The sequence below is a fragment of the Celeribacter persicus genome, assembly GCF_003050785.1.
Classification (GTDB): Bacteria; Pseudomonadota; Alphaproteobacteria; order Rhodobacterales; family Rhodobacteraceae; genus Celeribacter; species Celeribacter persicus.
In genome coordinates this window covers 42,815-56,045 of record NZ_QAOH01000008.1, presented here as the reverse complement: position 1 = coordinate 56,045, position 13,231 = coordinate 42,815, and the positions used below count along the sequence as shown (strand labels likewise).

Here is a 13,231-nt window from a genome sequence, read left to right as displayed (position 1 = left end):
CCGCCAAGATCACTCCCGCCAGCCCGACGCTGGCGGGAGTTTTTCATGACCGCACTGATCCTCATCGACATTCAAACCGGCTTCAACGATCCCGTATGGGGCGCACGCAACAATCCAGATGCCGAAGCCAATGCCGGGCGGCTTTTGATCCACGCCCGCGCCACCGGCTGGACCGTCATTCACATCCGCCATGTCTCGAAAACGCCCGGCTCGCCCCTCTCCGGCACGGGCCTGACCTTCAAACCCGAGGTCACACCGAAACCGGGTGAAGCCATCCTTGAGAAATCCGTCAATTCCGCCTTCATCGGCACCGATCTCGAATCCCGGCTCACCGCACTCGGCGAAACGTATCTGGTGATCTGTGGGCTCACGACCCCGCATTGCGTGTCCACCACCACCCGCATGGCGGCCAATCTCGGCTTTTCCGTCACGCTGGCCCATGACGCCTGCGCCGCCTTTGCGGCCAATGCGGACACCTCCTGGGCTGCCCTGCCCGCCATGAACGCCGAAGAGATTCACAACAGCGCCGTCAGTCATCTGCACGGCGAGTTTGCATCCGCCCGCTCCGTCGGCGATATAGTCGGGATATGACCGATTTTCTCAATGTCTCCGCTTCTCTCACCGGCCGTCGCTGGATCGGCCCCTCCGCCGATCTCGATCGTCAGGCGGAGCTTCTGGCGCAGCAGACCCGTCTGCCTCTGGCCCTGTGCCAAACGCTTGCCCGGCGTGGCGTGGCTCCGGAAGAGGCCGCGCAATTCCTCGATCCGAAACTCAAGGATCTTTTACCGGACCCTCTCACACTCAAGGACATGGGCGTGGCCGCCACGCGTTTTCTGGACGCCGTGAAACGCGGCGAGAAAATCGCGGTGTTCGCCGATTACGATGTGGATGGTGGCACCTCGGCGGGGCTTTTGATCACATGGCTGCGCCAGATGGGCCGCCCTGCGACGCTCTATATCCCCGACCGGATCGACGAGGGCTATGGTCCCAATGAGCCCGCGATGGAGGGGCTTGCCCGCGACCACGACCTGATCGTCTGTGTCGATTGCGGTACGCTTTCGCATGATGCCATCGCCGCCGCAAAGAATGCGGATGTCGTGATTCTGGATCACCACCTGGGCGGCGAGACCCTGCCCGACTGTGTGGCCGTGGTGAACCCGAACCGACAGGACGAAAGCGGCGATCTGGCACATCTCTGCGCCGCCTCCGTCGTGTTTCTCATGCTGGTCGAGGTCGGACGGCAAATGCGCGCCGACGGGCAAAAAGGCCCCGATCTCATGGCCATGCTCGACCTCGTGGCACTGGCCACCGTCGCCGATGTCGCCCCCCTGATCGGGGTGAACCGTGCGCTCGTCCGGCAAGGTCTCAAAGTCATGGCGCAGCGTAATCGCATCGGCCTGCGCGCGCTTGCCGATGTCGCGCGGATGGACACGGCCCCCACGTCCTATTCCCTCGGCTTCCTTTTGGGCCCCCGGATCAACGCCGGAGGGCGGATCGGGGCCGCCGACCTCGGCGCGCGCCTTCTCTCCACCGACGACCCGCATGAGGCACAGGCCTTGGCCGAACGGCTCGACGCGCTCAACACCGAGCGCCGCGAGATTGAGAGCGCCGTGCGCGACGAGGCGCTGTTGCAAGCGGAACAGCGCGGGCTCGACGCCCCGCTGGTCTGGGCCGCCGGAAACGGCTGGCATCCCGGCGTCGTCGGCATCGTCGCTTCCCGTCTCAAGGAGGCCACAAACCGCCCCGCCGTGGTCATCGGTTTCGATGAGGATGGCGTCGGCAAAGGCTCCGGGCGGTCCGTGTCGGGCGTCGATCTCGGGGCCTCGATCCAGCGCCTCGCCGCTGAGGGGCTTTTGGTCAAGGGCGGCGGGCACAAGATGGCCGCCGGTCTCACCGTGATGCGCGACCAGTTGGAACCCGCGATGGAACGGCTGGCCGAACTTCTGGCAAAGCAGGGGGCAGGAGAGATGGGACCGTCGGACCTGAAACTCGATGGCTTGCTCATGCCCGGCGCCGCCACACCTGAGTTGATCGCCCAATTGGAGGCCGCCGGCCCCTATGGCGCATCCGCCCCGGCTCCGCGTTTCGCCTTCCCCTCCTGCGCGCTCCATTTCGCCAAGCGGGTCGGCGCAAACCACCTGAAAATCAGTTTCTCGGAAGGGCAAGGCCCCCGGCTTGACGCCATTTGTTTCGGCGCTTTCGACAGCCCGCTCGGCCCGACGCTCGAACGCCATGGCGGCGCGCGGTTTCACCTTGCGGGCCGGCTCGAACTCAACACATGGGGCGGGCGGCAGTCTGTACAGCTCCGTCTCGAAGACGCTGCGGAGGCCTGATGCTCCGGGTCAAAACACCCCTGTCAAAAAAACTGCAAATTTCTGTGAGAATCCCTCTTGCACGCTCCGCGCGGTTCTCATAAATACCCGCTCACGCCAAGCGCGGTCCGTTCGTCTATCGGTTAGGACGCCAGGTTTTCAACCTGGAAAGAGGGGTTCGATTCCCCTACGGACTGCCATTTTTCCCAATAAGCCTTTGAAATAAAAACTTGTTGATACAAGCCGCAGAGGCATGCGGACACACCGTTCACGCTTTGCCTTTCTTACCTTATCGCCCGGATCGAAGGTCAGAGGAAAGTCAACCGCAGCCGCTTGCGGCACAGCCTCATGATCGGTCAAGGTTGAGAGCATGACATTTAAGAATCGGCGTCGTGCCGTGTAAACAGGCCCCTCAGGTTAGCTGCACACAATCCTTCCGGAACCTTGCGGCACTTGGCCCATTGCATAGGACCCCCGTAACAGTTCGGGAAAGCCGTGTTCTGTTCCCGCTCGACTTTGTCCGCAGTTGTGTCAGTTTGTCCGGCCAAACCCGCACAAGCCTCGATCTCAGCTTTTGGGTGGACGCCACGCAACATCTAAACGCCGCACGCGCCTCGCCTTTATCTGATAGCTCAGATCAACGGCAGGGCGCTTTAGCACGCCTCATTCGATGAGGGCGTGGCCTGTTTTTGCGGTGCGGCGGGCAAAGCTCCGACCGAGGCGACCGGGGACCAGCCGCCGGGGTGGACGCGGGTTGCCCTGCATCTTCGCTGGGTCGATCCCGACAATCGCGGGAAAGAGCGCGGTGATTTCCGCCTTTTGCTCGGGCGTCATCATCTTTATCGCCTCGGGTCCGGTATAGAGGCTCTCGGTCAGCGCACCATTCGCATAAATGACCTCATGGTCGTCGAACAGGATGTGCCAGTAGGTTACGCCGTCGGACCCGTCGGCCTCCGAAATCCCGGGCAGGCCCAACAGATGCTTGGCCGCGATCAGCGCCTCGCGGCTGGAAAACATCCGTTCGGCAATGCGCGAGCGCACCAGCATGCGGTGTTGGGGCGAGACGGTCAGATCGCGCTCGGGCAGGTTCCGACCGAGCGCGCCTGTGGCGATGTGGATCGGTCGCAGGTTGGGGCGCAGCGCCAGATCCGCCGCGCCGAGGCGGCGCGACCCGATCCAGCGCACCGGTCTATAACCGTGATCTGCCGTCAGGACCATATCGTCGACGCGCAGTTCCTCTACCCGCATCACGCCGGTTTCCGTCGTGATTTCGGTGCCGGAGGAAAAGCAGGCAACAAGATCCGCATAGGCGACGGTGCCGTTGGCGGCGTCGATAAAATTCGTGATAGGCTCTCTGGTATAGGTAACCCCGTCCACAAGCGGCTCCGTGGTCACATAGATGTTTTCGAGATAAGTAACCGTTTCCCCTGATCCTGTAAGCCTGCCTGCGTTTATTGTGATGGCATAGGCTTTGATCACCGAGCCATCGCTTCCCGTCAAAGTTATGTACGCTTGGGAGGACGCCACCCCGCCGGTGACATTATAGCCGAACAAATCGGCCTGGACCACTTGGGTTCCATAATCGTACGGGTCCGGAACCGAAGAAGGAGCTTCATCATTGAAGGTATCGTCGGCAGTGCCGTTACTGTCGTCAATAAGCAGCGTATCGGTCGGCATCGTTGCGGACGAATAGGTGAAGCTGGGCTGTGGTGTGCCAGTCGCTGGAGCTTGGTTCCATTGCAGAGGCAGCTTATACGCCAAGAGTTTATGGATGGGCATGGGTCTCTATTCCTCTACTGGTAAAACCCCGGCGGTGCGGGGGGTACCTGCGCCGACACGGGTGCTGTTCGACAGCCCGGCAAGGCACTTGCTTTGGTTATCTATATCGGTTGGTTATCTATGCGGTCGCAGCGCCAATTGCCGGGAGAAGCTTCGTAAACTGTACCTTTCTCCCCTCGAATTCACATGGAAATGTCGCGAAGTGACCGGTCGTTGTCGCGAAGAATAGATCCCGTTGTGAACGGCGGTGCGTTTCGCGAGTGTCATCGGGTGCTACATGGCCCCACCTCTCGCGGTCCGGCCCGACTCATCGCAACTGGTGGTCGAAAGGGAAGGAATGCCGTGGCGATAACTCTGGCCAATGACCATCGGCGCGAAGCATGGCACACGCCCTGAAGGACCCGGTTTGGCTGGTACAGTTTTCCTGACAGCATTCCATAACGACGCTTCGACTGGAAAGTGTTCAGCTTTTGGGTTGGCAGGTACTCTTGTATTTCACGCCAATCCGGCATGACCGTCAGAAGCGACTGTCATTTGGGTTGCGGATTGCCATGCAACTACATGCTTTTCGTTTCGGACATATGTCCCTTAACATAGAACGCCGTGGGCGGCTTCCGATCCAGGTTGCTCTGGGAGACATCTCCTATCCCGAGCAATGGACAGGCCGCATCTCATCTAACCCGCCACAAAACCATGCCCCCACCGCGCATGTTACGGAGCACGCCTCCTGATAGACACAGAGCAAAAAGCACCGTGCAGCGCATTTCAGCGTTTTGGTTCGATGTAAAAATCGGGGAAAGTGGCAGTCCGTAGGGGAATCGAACCCCTCTTTCCAGGTTGAAAACCTGGCGTCCTAACCGATAGACGAACGGACCGCGCTTGGCGTGAGCGGGTATTTATGAGATGCGCGGGGGGCGTGCAAGGGAAAAATTTGCGAAACACGCATTTCTCCTGATCGGCGCGCGCTCATGCAGCGGATTCCCCACGCGCATGCTGTGGCACGTGATCGCTCACACAGCCCTGATGCACTTTGGGGTCGAACATGGTCGCCTGCGCACGCCCCTCGTATTTCGAACTGTAAAGCGCAAGATCCGCGTCGTGGATCATCGCATCTGCATTGGGGGCATCGTAGAACTCCGTGGTGGTGATCCCCACAGAGCCCGAGATCCGGCACAATTCGTCCTGATAAGGGATCGGCTCTTGCAGCCGCGCGATGATGCGCTCTCCCGTGCGCATGAGGCCTTCATGCTCCATGAATTTGTTGAGGATCAGGATGAATTCGTCGCCGCCGACACGCGCGACCATGTCGTCGCCCCGGGTCTCTTCCAGAAGAATCTTCGCCACCCGCTGCAACACGGTATCGCCCGCCACATGACCAAGCGTGTCATTGACCGATTTGAAATAGTCGAGATCGAGATGCATGATCGCGAAGGGCACGCCCGAGCGCAGCATCCGCTCCATCACATGATCCATCGCACGGCGGTTCCTGAGACCAGTCAGCGTGTCGGTATAGGCCTGCTCCTCGGCCGCAACCTTTGCCCCCTGCAAGCGCGCGTTCAGCTGTTTCGTCTCTTCGAGGACCGCCGATTTCGCCTCCACCAGATAAAGCATCTCGATCGCCAGATCGGTATGGGCGAAATCGCCGGAGGTCAGCCGGTAATCGGCCACCGCATCGACAATGGAAATGCCGAAGGACAGGTTGAGAAGGTTCAGTCCGATGCCCGGAATTGCCGCCGCCATCCCCTTAAGGGGCGTCGAAATGCCCGACAGGAAGTTGAGATAGAGCTTTGTTCCCACCGGGATCGGACCCTCGCCATTGCCGCGCCCGTTGTCGCGCACGGAGAACACGTCAGAGATATGCGCCCCGATCAGTGTCTCGGGATCGCGTAGCTTCGCCAGCGTCGGCGCGACATACCGGATCGTCCCCGCATCGTCATACATCAGGCTCATCGGCATGAAGGCGATCAGCGGGGTCGGATCGAATCTCATCTCCCTCACACCTCACCTCCGATCCGTTCAGACAGCTCGAAAGCACGGCCCTCCGCATAAGCGGCCTCAAGCAGGTTGATCGTGATGATTTCCTCACCCGAATCCATCCAACCCTGATGTTCCAGAAACACCAGCGCGCCATAGTCGTCCGCCATGGCCCGCATCACGCCCACCATCGCATAGCCGAACCCCGGCATTGCACTCAGACAACTGAGCCGGAAGGTGCCATCGCCACAGTCCTCGACCCGCAGCGTCGGCATTTCCAGATCCGGCAGGGCGAGTTTCGCGCGTCCCTCCAGTTCATTGAGGGAAAACAGGAATTCCGTGAAGTTTTCGCCACCGAAACGCAGCAGACGGCGGATCGCCTCGACATTCGGATGGGACACGAGATAGGTTCCCAGATCCTCTAGAAAGGTCTCGACAGGTTTGTGAAGCTGGCGCGCCGCACGGCCCAGAACGTCAATCGTCAACTGATCGGGATAGCTCAGCATGGCCTCGAAATTGTCGAAACCGAGATCGGCACCTTCCGCAACCGCCTGCCAGGTCTGTCCACCGTATGTATCGCGCATGAAACACTGGATCGCGCGATTGATCATCCCATGCATGATACCCATGCCTCCCAGAACTACAGGTGGGATTGTTACGGCTGCTCTCTTAAGAAATTACCAATACCTCCGGACATGCCGTGGACCATGTGCTTAAAATTATTTCAAATTCGCCGGGAAATCGGTCGAATTCCAGAATTCCCCGGCAACAATACTACCGCCCCGACAGCCACCCTGGCAGCCCTGCAACGGTCTCAAGCACCACCTCCGCATGGGGTGAAAGCTCCTCCGCTCCGGCCACCCCGGTCAATACAGCGACCGGGATCATCCCCGCACGGCGGGCCGCTTCCAGATCGTGCAAGCTGTCGCCGACCATGACACAGGCCCCCGCCGCCACACCCAGACGGTCCGCCGCCCCGAGACAGGGTCCCGGCTCCGGTTTGCCGCCAAATCCACTATCGTAACCGACCACGGTGGCAAAGAAATCCGCAACGCCCATCTGCCTCAGATGATCGTGCCCTGCCGCCTCGAAATCATTAGTCACCACACCCAGACGCAGCCCCCGCGCCTGTAATATTCCGCAGGTCTCGACCAGCCCCGCCACCGGGGACGGGACGAAATCCGCCGGGTCCGGTTCCAGCCATGACAGGATCGTCTCCAGCGAGGCGTCCGGAAAAAACGGACCGAGCAGGTCCAGCACCTCCTGCGGCGTGCCCGCGATCACGGCGCTGTCCGGATGAAATCTCCGGGCCATGGAATCGAAGCCGAGCGCCTGCGCCACCGCATCGCTGAGTACCGTATCCTCCCCACAGATTCGAGCGATCACCGAGGCCGCCCAAGGCCCCCAACTGGCCTGAAAATCCATCAGGGTACCGTCCTTGTCGAACAGGATCGCCTCAATCGCACGCATCATACGCCCTCAGGTCCAGTTGATCTGCGCCCCGCCCGGCAGGGCTTGACGTGCGCGCATCGGATCATGTGGATCAAGCCCTGTAGCCGCCGCGCAGGCATGCACCCAGGCATCGTCCATGGTCACGAAATCGAGAACCGCCGTCAGGATTTCAACCTCTCCGGCCCGGGCCATCAACTCTCCCGCCGAAACACCGCTAGAGCCCAGAAAAACTGGAAAAATCTCCTCTTCCGAGGCGAGCCAGGCCAAGACTTTCAGGCCGATGACTTCGGCGGATTCCTGCTGCATCTGGGGATTACTCCAAGGGGATGGAAACACTTTTTTAACCTTTGTCAGAGACACTTATTAACCAAACGCAACACCCGAACCACAACAAAAATCAGATGAGCCATGGTGCATAGACACCACAGCCACAGCACAAAAGGAACCCCAATGGCGGGTAGAATTCTGATCGCTGACAACGTGCCAACCAACAGGATCATCCTGAAGGTCAAGCTCGCGTCCGCCTTCTATGACGTCTCTCAGGCCACAACCGGCGCGGGGACGCTCACGCAGGCGCGTGCGGAGCGGCCCAATCTGATCCTGCTGGATGTCGATCTCGGCGACATGTCGGGGTTCGAGACCTGCACACGGCTCAAGGCCGATCCGGTGACCGCGCATATTCCCGTCGCCATCCTGACGCCCGCGCAAAACCCGGAGGCAAAAATCGCCGCGCTGAAAGCCGGGGCCGACGAAGTGCTGTCCAAACCGCTCGACGAACTCACCCTGACCGCGCGGGTGCGTGCCCTGATGCGCGCCTCCGCCACGTCCGAGGAACTGCGCCGGCGCAACGAAACCGCCCATGCTCTCGGATTTTCCGAAGCGCATGGACATTACGAAGCCCCCGGCAAGATCATCCTGATCGGGACCACCGCCGAGGAGGCGATGGGCTGGCGCGCCGGGCTCAAGGGCATGGTGCATGACGAGGTCGCTATTGAACGCGCCGATCATCTTCTCGAAAGCATCTATCATGGTGACATTGCCGATCTCTACGTGATTTCCACCGGGGCGGGGGACGGTGACGGGCTGCGGCTGATCTCCGATCTGCGCGCCCGCGAAGCTACACGCGATGCCGGTATCGTCGTGGTGCATGGCCCGCAGGACCGACGCGAGGCGCTTATGGCACTTGATCTGGGGGCCAACGATCTGATCGTGCGCGGCGCCGATCCTGAGGAAATGGCCCTGCGCCTGCGCAGTCAGATGCGGCGCAAGAAAGAGACCGACCTGCTCCGCCTGACCCTCGACGAGGGGCTGCGACTGGCGACGCGGGACAAGCTCACCGGGCTTTACAACCGGCATTACGCCCTGCCCCATCTGGACAAGATCGCCCGCGAGGCGCGCGAGAGCGGCCAGCATTTCGCCCTCATGCTGATCGACGTCGACCGGTTCAAATCCGTGAACGACACCTGGGGTCATGCCACGGGCGATGCGGTTCTGATCGAGGTGGCGCGGCGACTGTCCGACAACCTGCGCAGCATGGATCTCGTGTCCCGTTTCGGTGGCGAAGAATTCCTGATCTGCATGCCGATGACCTCGCTGATGGAAGCCCGCGCCGTGGCCGAGCGGATGCGTGCCGGGATCTGTGCACGCCCGATCGCGCTCGCCCCGGACCAGGCCCCGATCAGCATCTCCGTCTCCATCGGGCTTGCCATGGGCGGCGATCAGGGTGCGGCCACACCGGATGTCGACACGCTGCTCGCCATCGCCGACCGTGCGCTCTATGCCGCCAAGGCGGAGGGCCGCAATCAGGTCACGCTCGGTTCCTACGCCGCCTGAACCAGCCTTAGGACATGGAAAAGGCGCCTCAAACAGGCGCCCTTGCCATCTCAGACGACCATATCAATGGCTCGGACCGTTTCGCGATCCCCGCTCACCTGCCTCATGCGGCGGGCGTGGCGGGTTGCGCAGCATCGCTTCGAGGCGGGCGGCATAGGCCTTGCGCTCCTCGACACTCATCTCTGCGATCTGCTGCGCCACGAGGCGAGCACCGATCTGTTGTCCTCGAGCGAATTCCTGCTGTTGTTCGGAAAGCAGGGCCTCGAAACCCGTCGCATCGAAATCGTCGGCCTTCAGCGCACTGATCATTGCATCGAACATCGCCCCGACCTTTTGCCGCGCTGCCCGCGGATCGCCCGCGCTGTGAGCAAATGCACGCCCAAGCTCCCGCCGGTCCCCGCTCTCCAACGCGCCCACGAACGGGCCGAAACCGAAATCGCGTGCCTGCAGCGTCCGCGCCCGGTCCATACCGGCGTTCCAACGCAACAAGGCCCCACCGACAATCCCGAGAATCGCGACGTTCAACGCCAGAGACAGCACCAGCACGATGCGGCTCCAATGCACGCCCTTTCCGGTCGCAGTGGGGGTGGGGTTTCGCTCATCCGTCATCGCTTATCCTTCCACCGCCAGTTCGTAAAAGCTCGGGAGCAGGGCGTCGATCCCGTAACCGCTCGTCGCCGTATCATAGTTCTCTTCCCCGGACACATAGGCTCCCGTCGCAAGCGAGGTCACCGCCGCAGGCGTCCCGAGACCGATCGCCAGACCGGCCACACCTGCCGTTGCCAGCCCCGCCACCGCACGCCAGCCACCCAGCGCCGCCACCATGGCCGCAACCAGCGGATGACGCGGTTTCGCGGGGGTTCCGCGCAAGGTCTTGAGACGCGCCGCCTCGGTCGCCTCGCGCGTGTCGATCATGGCCTCGGCATCGGCGAGGATACGCTCCATTAGCCCGCCAGACGGCAACATCGTCTCACGCCGCGCCTCCGCGAAAAGCGCTTCCAGTTCCCGCTCCGGGAACTCAACCATCCGTTTGTCGTCACGATCCGTCATTTTCGAACCCCAATATCTCGCGTTGCGAGGCCAAGGCCGCCGCCAGCGCTCTCTTGCCCCGGGCGGTCAGACTTTCGACCGCCTCGACGCTGATCTCCAGAACCTCGGCAATCTCCGGATTGCCCAGACCTTCGATATGTCTCAATACCACCGCCTCACGCTGCCGCTCCGGCAAGCTGTCGAGCGCCATCTGCAAGGCATCGACCCTCTGACGCTGCATCAGCACCGCGTCCTGCGAGGGCCGCCCGTCTTCCGGCTCGGCGATCTCGTCGAGCCCCTTGCCACGTCGCTTCCGCAGCCGGTCGGTGCACAGGTTGGTGACCACACGGTAGAGCCATGTCGTCACTTGCGCCTCGCCCTGGCGCCACTCAGGCGCGATCTTCCAGAGCCGCAGCATGGCGTCCTGCGCCACATCTTCGGCCTCTTCGCGATCTTTCAGAAGCCGTGCGGCATAACCCACAACCCGCGGCGTCAACCGCAGCGTCAAGGCCCGGGCCGCAGCCCTGTCGCCATTGCCGAAGGCAACGAGCAGGGCTTCGTCGGAAACATCATTGAGGGCGTCGAAGGGCATGGTCATCACCGGTTCTGCGTAGCGCAAACGTAGGGGCAGGTCCATCACGTCCTTGACCGGGGGCGCGGACGCCCCCGATCCTGTCTCATCGGCCTCAGTTGCCTTCCGCCTCAGGCGCGTCCTGCGCCGGGGCTTGCTGCATCATCGGCGCCTGCTGGCCATACATCGGCCCATAACCCTGCCCGTTCATCGGACCATAGCCCATACCTGGCTGACCTTGCATCGCACCGTAGCCCTGCCCGTTCATCGGGCCATAGCCCATGCCCGGCTGCCCTTGCATAGCGCCATAACCCTGCCCGTTCATCGGGCCATAGCCCATGCCCGGTTGGCCTTGCATCGCACCGTAGCCTTGGCCGTACATCGGACCGTAGCCCTGGCCATTCATTGGGCCGTAGCCCATGCCCGGATGGCCCATCATGCCCATGCGGCCTTCCTGCATCTGGCCACCCATCTGAGCGCCCATTTGTCCACCCATGCGGCCCTGTTTACCCTGCATCTGACCACCTTGGCGGCCCTGCATCCCACGGGTCATCGCGGAGAGTTCCTCTTCGCTCAGAGCGCCGTCATTGTCGCGATCGAGCCTGTCGAACACAGTTCCCTTACCCGGACCCTGCATTTCCTTGGCACTCAACAGACCGTCATCGTCGGTGTCGCGCGCTTCGATCATTGCCGCGGCACGGGCTTTCATCCGTTCGACCCGCTGGGCCTCCTGACGGGCATAAAGCTCGTCCGCGTCCACGGTGCCATCACCATTGGTGTCGACCTTGGCGAATTGCGCTGCGCGGAAGGCGTCGATTTCCTCTTGGGTGATCTTGCCGTCTTCATCGGCATCGACCGTCGCGAAATCGAAATCCGGGCCGAAGGGACCAAAGCCCCGCTGACCGTTCATCTGGCCCATCTGACCCATCTGGCCATGAGCGCCACCCATGCGCATCATCCGATCCTGCTGCCCCATGCCCGCGGCCAGTGCCACGGAGGAACCGCCCAGAACGGCGATCAGTGCGACGGCGGAAACAATGCTTTTACGTTTCATGTCTTTCATCCTCATTCAAAGCTACCCTCACGCGGCCCTTTTGAACTCCCCATCAAGCCGCGCTTTCAGAGATACAAACGCACCTTCCCGGTGTTTCCGTCGCCCCTCCGGCGAAATCCCGCATCACAGCGCCGTGAACGGTAGCCTCGATAAAAAAAACATGCCAAGCTGGCCTGCGGAGGAGAGCGTGGCGGAAATCCCCGCGCGACATCGCGCCGCAAGGACAATCTGCGCGGCACGATGGATGTTGCTTTCCCTTAGACTTTCGCCCGAACCGCACATGAAGGCGCACATACTATGACCGATATCCCTCAGGGCTATTCGACCGACCCGATCCAATCCGCCGATGGCGAGCGCGAGTTGCGCCCGGCGCTGCTGCGTGGCTGGAAACGCCGCTGTCCCTGTTGTGGTGGCGGGCCGATGATGAAAGGCTATCTGACCGTGCGCAACGAATGCCCGGTCTGTGGTGAAGACCTGTCGCATCACCGCGCCGATGACGGGCCGGCCTATCTCACCATCCTGATCGTCGGCCATTTGATGGCGCCCCTGCTCGGCTGGGTGTTCGTGGCCTTCCGCCCCGACCCTCTCGTGCTTGTCGCGATTTTCGCCACCGGCACGGTCGCCCTTTCGCTCTATCTTTTACCGCGGTTCAAGGGGATGATCGTGGCCTTTCAATGGGCCAAGCGCATGCATGGGTTTGGCGAGGAAGACGACTGACACCGCTCAAAGCGCCTTCTCGTAATGAATGCGACTATAGCCGTCGCTCTCTCCGCGATGGGTCTCACGGTAGCCAAGCTTCGGATAGAGCGCCTGCGGCCCCGTCATCGCCACATTGGTATAGACCCGCATGAGCCGCGCTCCCTCCGCGCGGGCCTGATCCTCGGCGGCCCGGATCAACCCTGTCGCAATCCCCCGCCCCCGAGCCGCTTCCGACACCGCGAGCACGTCGAGCATCATCGCCCCTTCCTCTTCCGGATAGATGTAGATCACGCCCAGCATCGCCTGACCGGCAAGCGCCAGCGTCACGCGTCCCCGCGCGACGATCTCCGCATAGTCGTAGAGCGCAGGGGCCGGCGGTTTACCGATCAGCGGCGTGTATTGCGCGAAGGCCTCCGTCACCAGCTTTGTGATGTCTGACACATCCCCGGATGTGGCTGCGCGCAGGATAAGGTTCGTCTGTCCATTCATGCGCCGCACTCATCCACACTCCGCAATGCTCTGTCATGG

The 13,231-nt window shown here is 61.8% G+C and carries 14 protein-coding genes and 2 tRNA genes; 5 read left to right on the top strand and 11 right to left on the bottom strand.

The genetic code is table 11. From position 1 onward, the window contains the following. Window positions 1–45 precede the first annotated feature (45 nt). The 3 genes from C8N42_RS11735 (at window position 46) to C8N42_RS11725 (ending at window position 2,512) form a co-directional block, all read left to right on the top strand. Window positions 46–591: a cysteine hydrolase family protein gene (locus C8N42_RS11735; protein ID WP_107816762.1), complete on the top strand. Its 546-nt coding sequence runs from the start codon at window positions 46–48 to the stop codon at window positions 589–591. After that, entirely contained in the window at window positions 588–2,333 is a 1,746-nt protein-coding gene (gene recJ, locus C8N42_RS11730) for a single-stranded-DNA-specific exonuclease RecJ (protein WP_107816761.1), read from the top strand. Before C8N42_RS11735 ends, recJ begins: the two co-directional genes overlap by 4 nt. Window positions 2,334–2,437: 104 nt before the next feature. Continuing rightward, window positions 2,438–2,512 (top strand) — tRNA-Glu (locus C8N42_RS11725). 463 nt (window positions 2,513–2,975) lie between these two features. Here C8N42_RS11725 and C8N42_RS11720 read toward each other — a convergent pair. From C8N42_RS11720 to C8N42_RS11695, 6 genes are all read right to left on the bottom strand, one after another. After that, entirely contained in the window at window positions 2,976–4,091 is a 1,116-nt protein-coding gene (locus C8N42_RS11720) for a Hint domain-containing protein (RefSeq protein ID WP_107816760.1), read from the bottom strand. Between the two features lie 800 nt (window positions 4,092–4,891). Beyond that, window positions 4,892–4,966, bottom strand: a tRNA-Glu gene (locus C8N42_RS11715). Between the two features lie 91 nt (window positions 4,967–5,057). Beyond that, on the bottom strand, window positions 5,058–6,080 hold the full coding sequence (locus C8N42_RS11710; RefSeq protein ID WP_342747970.1) for a GGDEF domain-containing protein: 1,023 nt from the start codon (window positions 6,078–6,080) through the stop codon (window positions 5,058–5,060). Between the two features lie 5 nt (window positions 6,081–6,085). Continuing rightward, the gene (locus C8N42_RS11705) at window positions 6,086–6,685 is read right to left on the bottom strand and encodes a heme NO-binding domain-containing protein (RefSeq protein ID WP_107816758.1); all 600 of its coding nucleotides are present in this window, start codon (window positions 6,683–6,685) and stop codon (window positions 6,086–6,088) included. Window positions 6,686–6,839: 154 nt separating this feature from the next. Beyond that, a complete protein-coding gene (locus C8N42_RS11700) occupies window positions 6,840–7,538 on the bottom strand; it encodes an HAD family hydrolase (RefSeq protein WP_245890084.1) in 699 nt (232 codons plus the stop codon). A gap of 6 nt (window positions 7,539–7,544) precedes the next feature. Next, window positions 7,545–7,823, bottom strand: coding sequence for a DUF3572 domain-containing protein (locus C8N42_RS11695; protein ID WP_107816756.1), 279 nt, complete (start codon window positions 7,821–7,823; stop codon window positions 7,545–7,547). Window positions 7,824–7,967: 144 nt separating this feature from the next. On the opposite strand from C8N42_RS11695, the gene C8N42_RS11690 reads away from it, so the two are divergent. Then, complete coding sequence (locus C8N42_RS11690) at window positions 7,968–9,350, top strand: diguanylate cyclase (RefSeq protein ID WP_170109286.1); 1,383 nt, start codon at window positions 7,968–7,970, stop codon at window positions 9,348–9,350. 63 nt (window positions 9,351–9,413) lie between these two features. Here the strand turns inward: C8N42_RS11690 and C8N42_RS11685 are convergent, their stop codons facing one another. The 4 genes from C8N42_RS11685 to C8N42_RS11670 form a co-directional block, all read right to left on the bottom strand. Beyond that, window positions 9,414–9,959 (bottom strand): periplasmic heavy metal sensor, encoded by a 546-nt coding sequence (locus C8N42_RS11685; RefSeq protein WP_107816754.1) that lies wholly within the window; start codon window positions 9,957–9,959, stop codon window positions 9,414–9,416. Window positions 9,960–9,962: 3 nt separating this feature from the next. Beyond that, a complete protein-coding gene (locus C8N42_RS11680) occupies window positions 9,963–10,400 on the bottom strand; it encodes a dihydroorotate dehydrogenase (RefSeq protein WP_107816753.1) in 438 nt (145 codons plus the stop codon). Continuing rightward, entirely contained in the window at window positions 10,387–10,977 is a 591-nt protein-coding gene (locus C8N42_RS11675) for an RNA polymerase sigma factor (protein WP_107816891.1), read from the bottom strand. Before C8N42_RS11675 ends, C8N42_RS11680 begins: the two co-directional genes overlap by 14 nt. A gap of 88 nt (window positions 10,978–11,065) precedes the next feature. Next, complete coding sequence (locus C8N42_RS11670) at window positions 11,066–12,004, bottom strand: EF-hand domain-containing protein (protein ID WP_170109285.1); 939 nt, start codon at window positions 12,002–12,004, stop codon at window positions 11,066–11,068. A gap of 297 nt (window positions 12,005–12,301) precedes the next feature. Between C8N42_RS11670 and C8N42_RS11665 the strand changes: the two genes are divergently transcribed. Continuing rightward, window positions 12,302–12,721, top strand: a complete 420-nt coding sequence (locus C8N42_RS11665; RefSeq protein ID WP_107816751.1) for a DUF983 domain-containing protein — start codon at window positions 12,302–12,304, stop codon at window positions 12,719–12,721. Between the two features lie 6 nt (window positions 12,722–12,727). On the opposite strand, the gene C8N42_RS11660 is transcribed toward C8N42_RS11665, so the two are convergent. Beyond that, window positions 12,728–13,192, bottom strand: coding sequence for a GNAT family N-acetyltransferase (locus C8N42_RS11660; protein ID WP_107816750.1), 465 nt, complete (start codon window positions 13,190–13,192; stop codon window positions 12,728–12,730). Window positions 13,193–13,231: the final 39 nt, after the last annotated feature.

Coding starts and splice junctions, on each gene's coding strand:
- C8N42_RS11665 (WP_107816751.1), top strand. CDS start 12,302: ATGACCGATATCCCTCAGGGCTATTCGACCGACCCGATCCAATCCGCC.
- C8N42_RS11720 (WP_107816760.1), bottom strand. CDS start 4,091: ATGCCCATCCATAAACTCTTGGCGTATAAGCTGCCTCTGCAATGGAAC.
- recJ (WP_107816761.1), top strand. CDS start 588: ATGACCGATTTTCTCAATGTCTCCGCTTCTCTCACCGGCCGTCGCTGG.
- C8N42_RS11735 (WP_107816762.1), top strand. CDS start 46: ATGACCGCACTGATCCTCATCGACATTCAAACCGGCTTCAACGATCCC.
- C8N42_RS11705 (WP_107816758.1), bottom strand. CDS start 6,685: ATGCATGGGATGATCAATCGCGCGATCCAGTGTTTCATGCGCGATACA.
- C8N42_RS11680 (WP_107816753.1), bottom strand. CDS start 10,400: ATGACGGATCGTGACGACAAACGGATGGTTGAGTTCCCGGAGCGGGAA.
- C8N42_RS11690 (WP_170109286.1), top strand. CDS start 7,968: ATGGCGGGTAGAATTCTGATCGCTGACAACGTGCCAACCAACAGGATC.
- C8N42_RS11660 (WP_107816750.1), bottom strand. CDS start 13,192: ATGAATGGACAGACGAACCTTATCCTGCGCGCAGCCACATCCGGGGAT.
- C8N42_RS11710 (WP_342747970.1), bottom strand. CDS start 6,080: ATGAGATTCGATCCGACCCCGCTGATCGCCTTCATGCCGATGAGCCTG.
- C8N42_RS11685 (WP_107816754.1), bottom strand. CDS start 9,959: ATGACGGATGAGCGAAACCCCACCCCCACTGCGACCGGAAAGGGCGTG.
- C8N42_RS11675 (WP_107816891.1), bottom strand. CDS start 10,977: ATGACCATGCCCTTCGACGCCCTCAATGATGTTTCCGACGAAGCCCTG.
- C8N42_RS11695 (WP_107816756.1), bottom strand. CDS start 7,823: ATGCAGCAGGAATCCGCCGAAGTCATCGGCCTGAAAGTCTTGGCCTGG.
- C8N42_RS11700 (WP_245890084.1), bottom strand. CDS start 7,538: ATGATGCGTGCGATTGAGGCGATCCTGTTCGACAAGGACGGTACCCTG.
- C8N42_RS11670 (WP_170109285.1), bottom strand. CDS start 12,004: ATGAAACGTAAAAGCATTGTTTCCGCCGTCGCACTGATCGCCGTTCTG.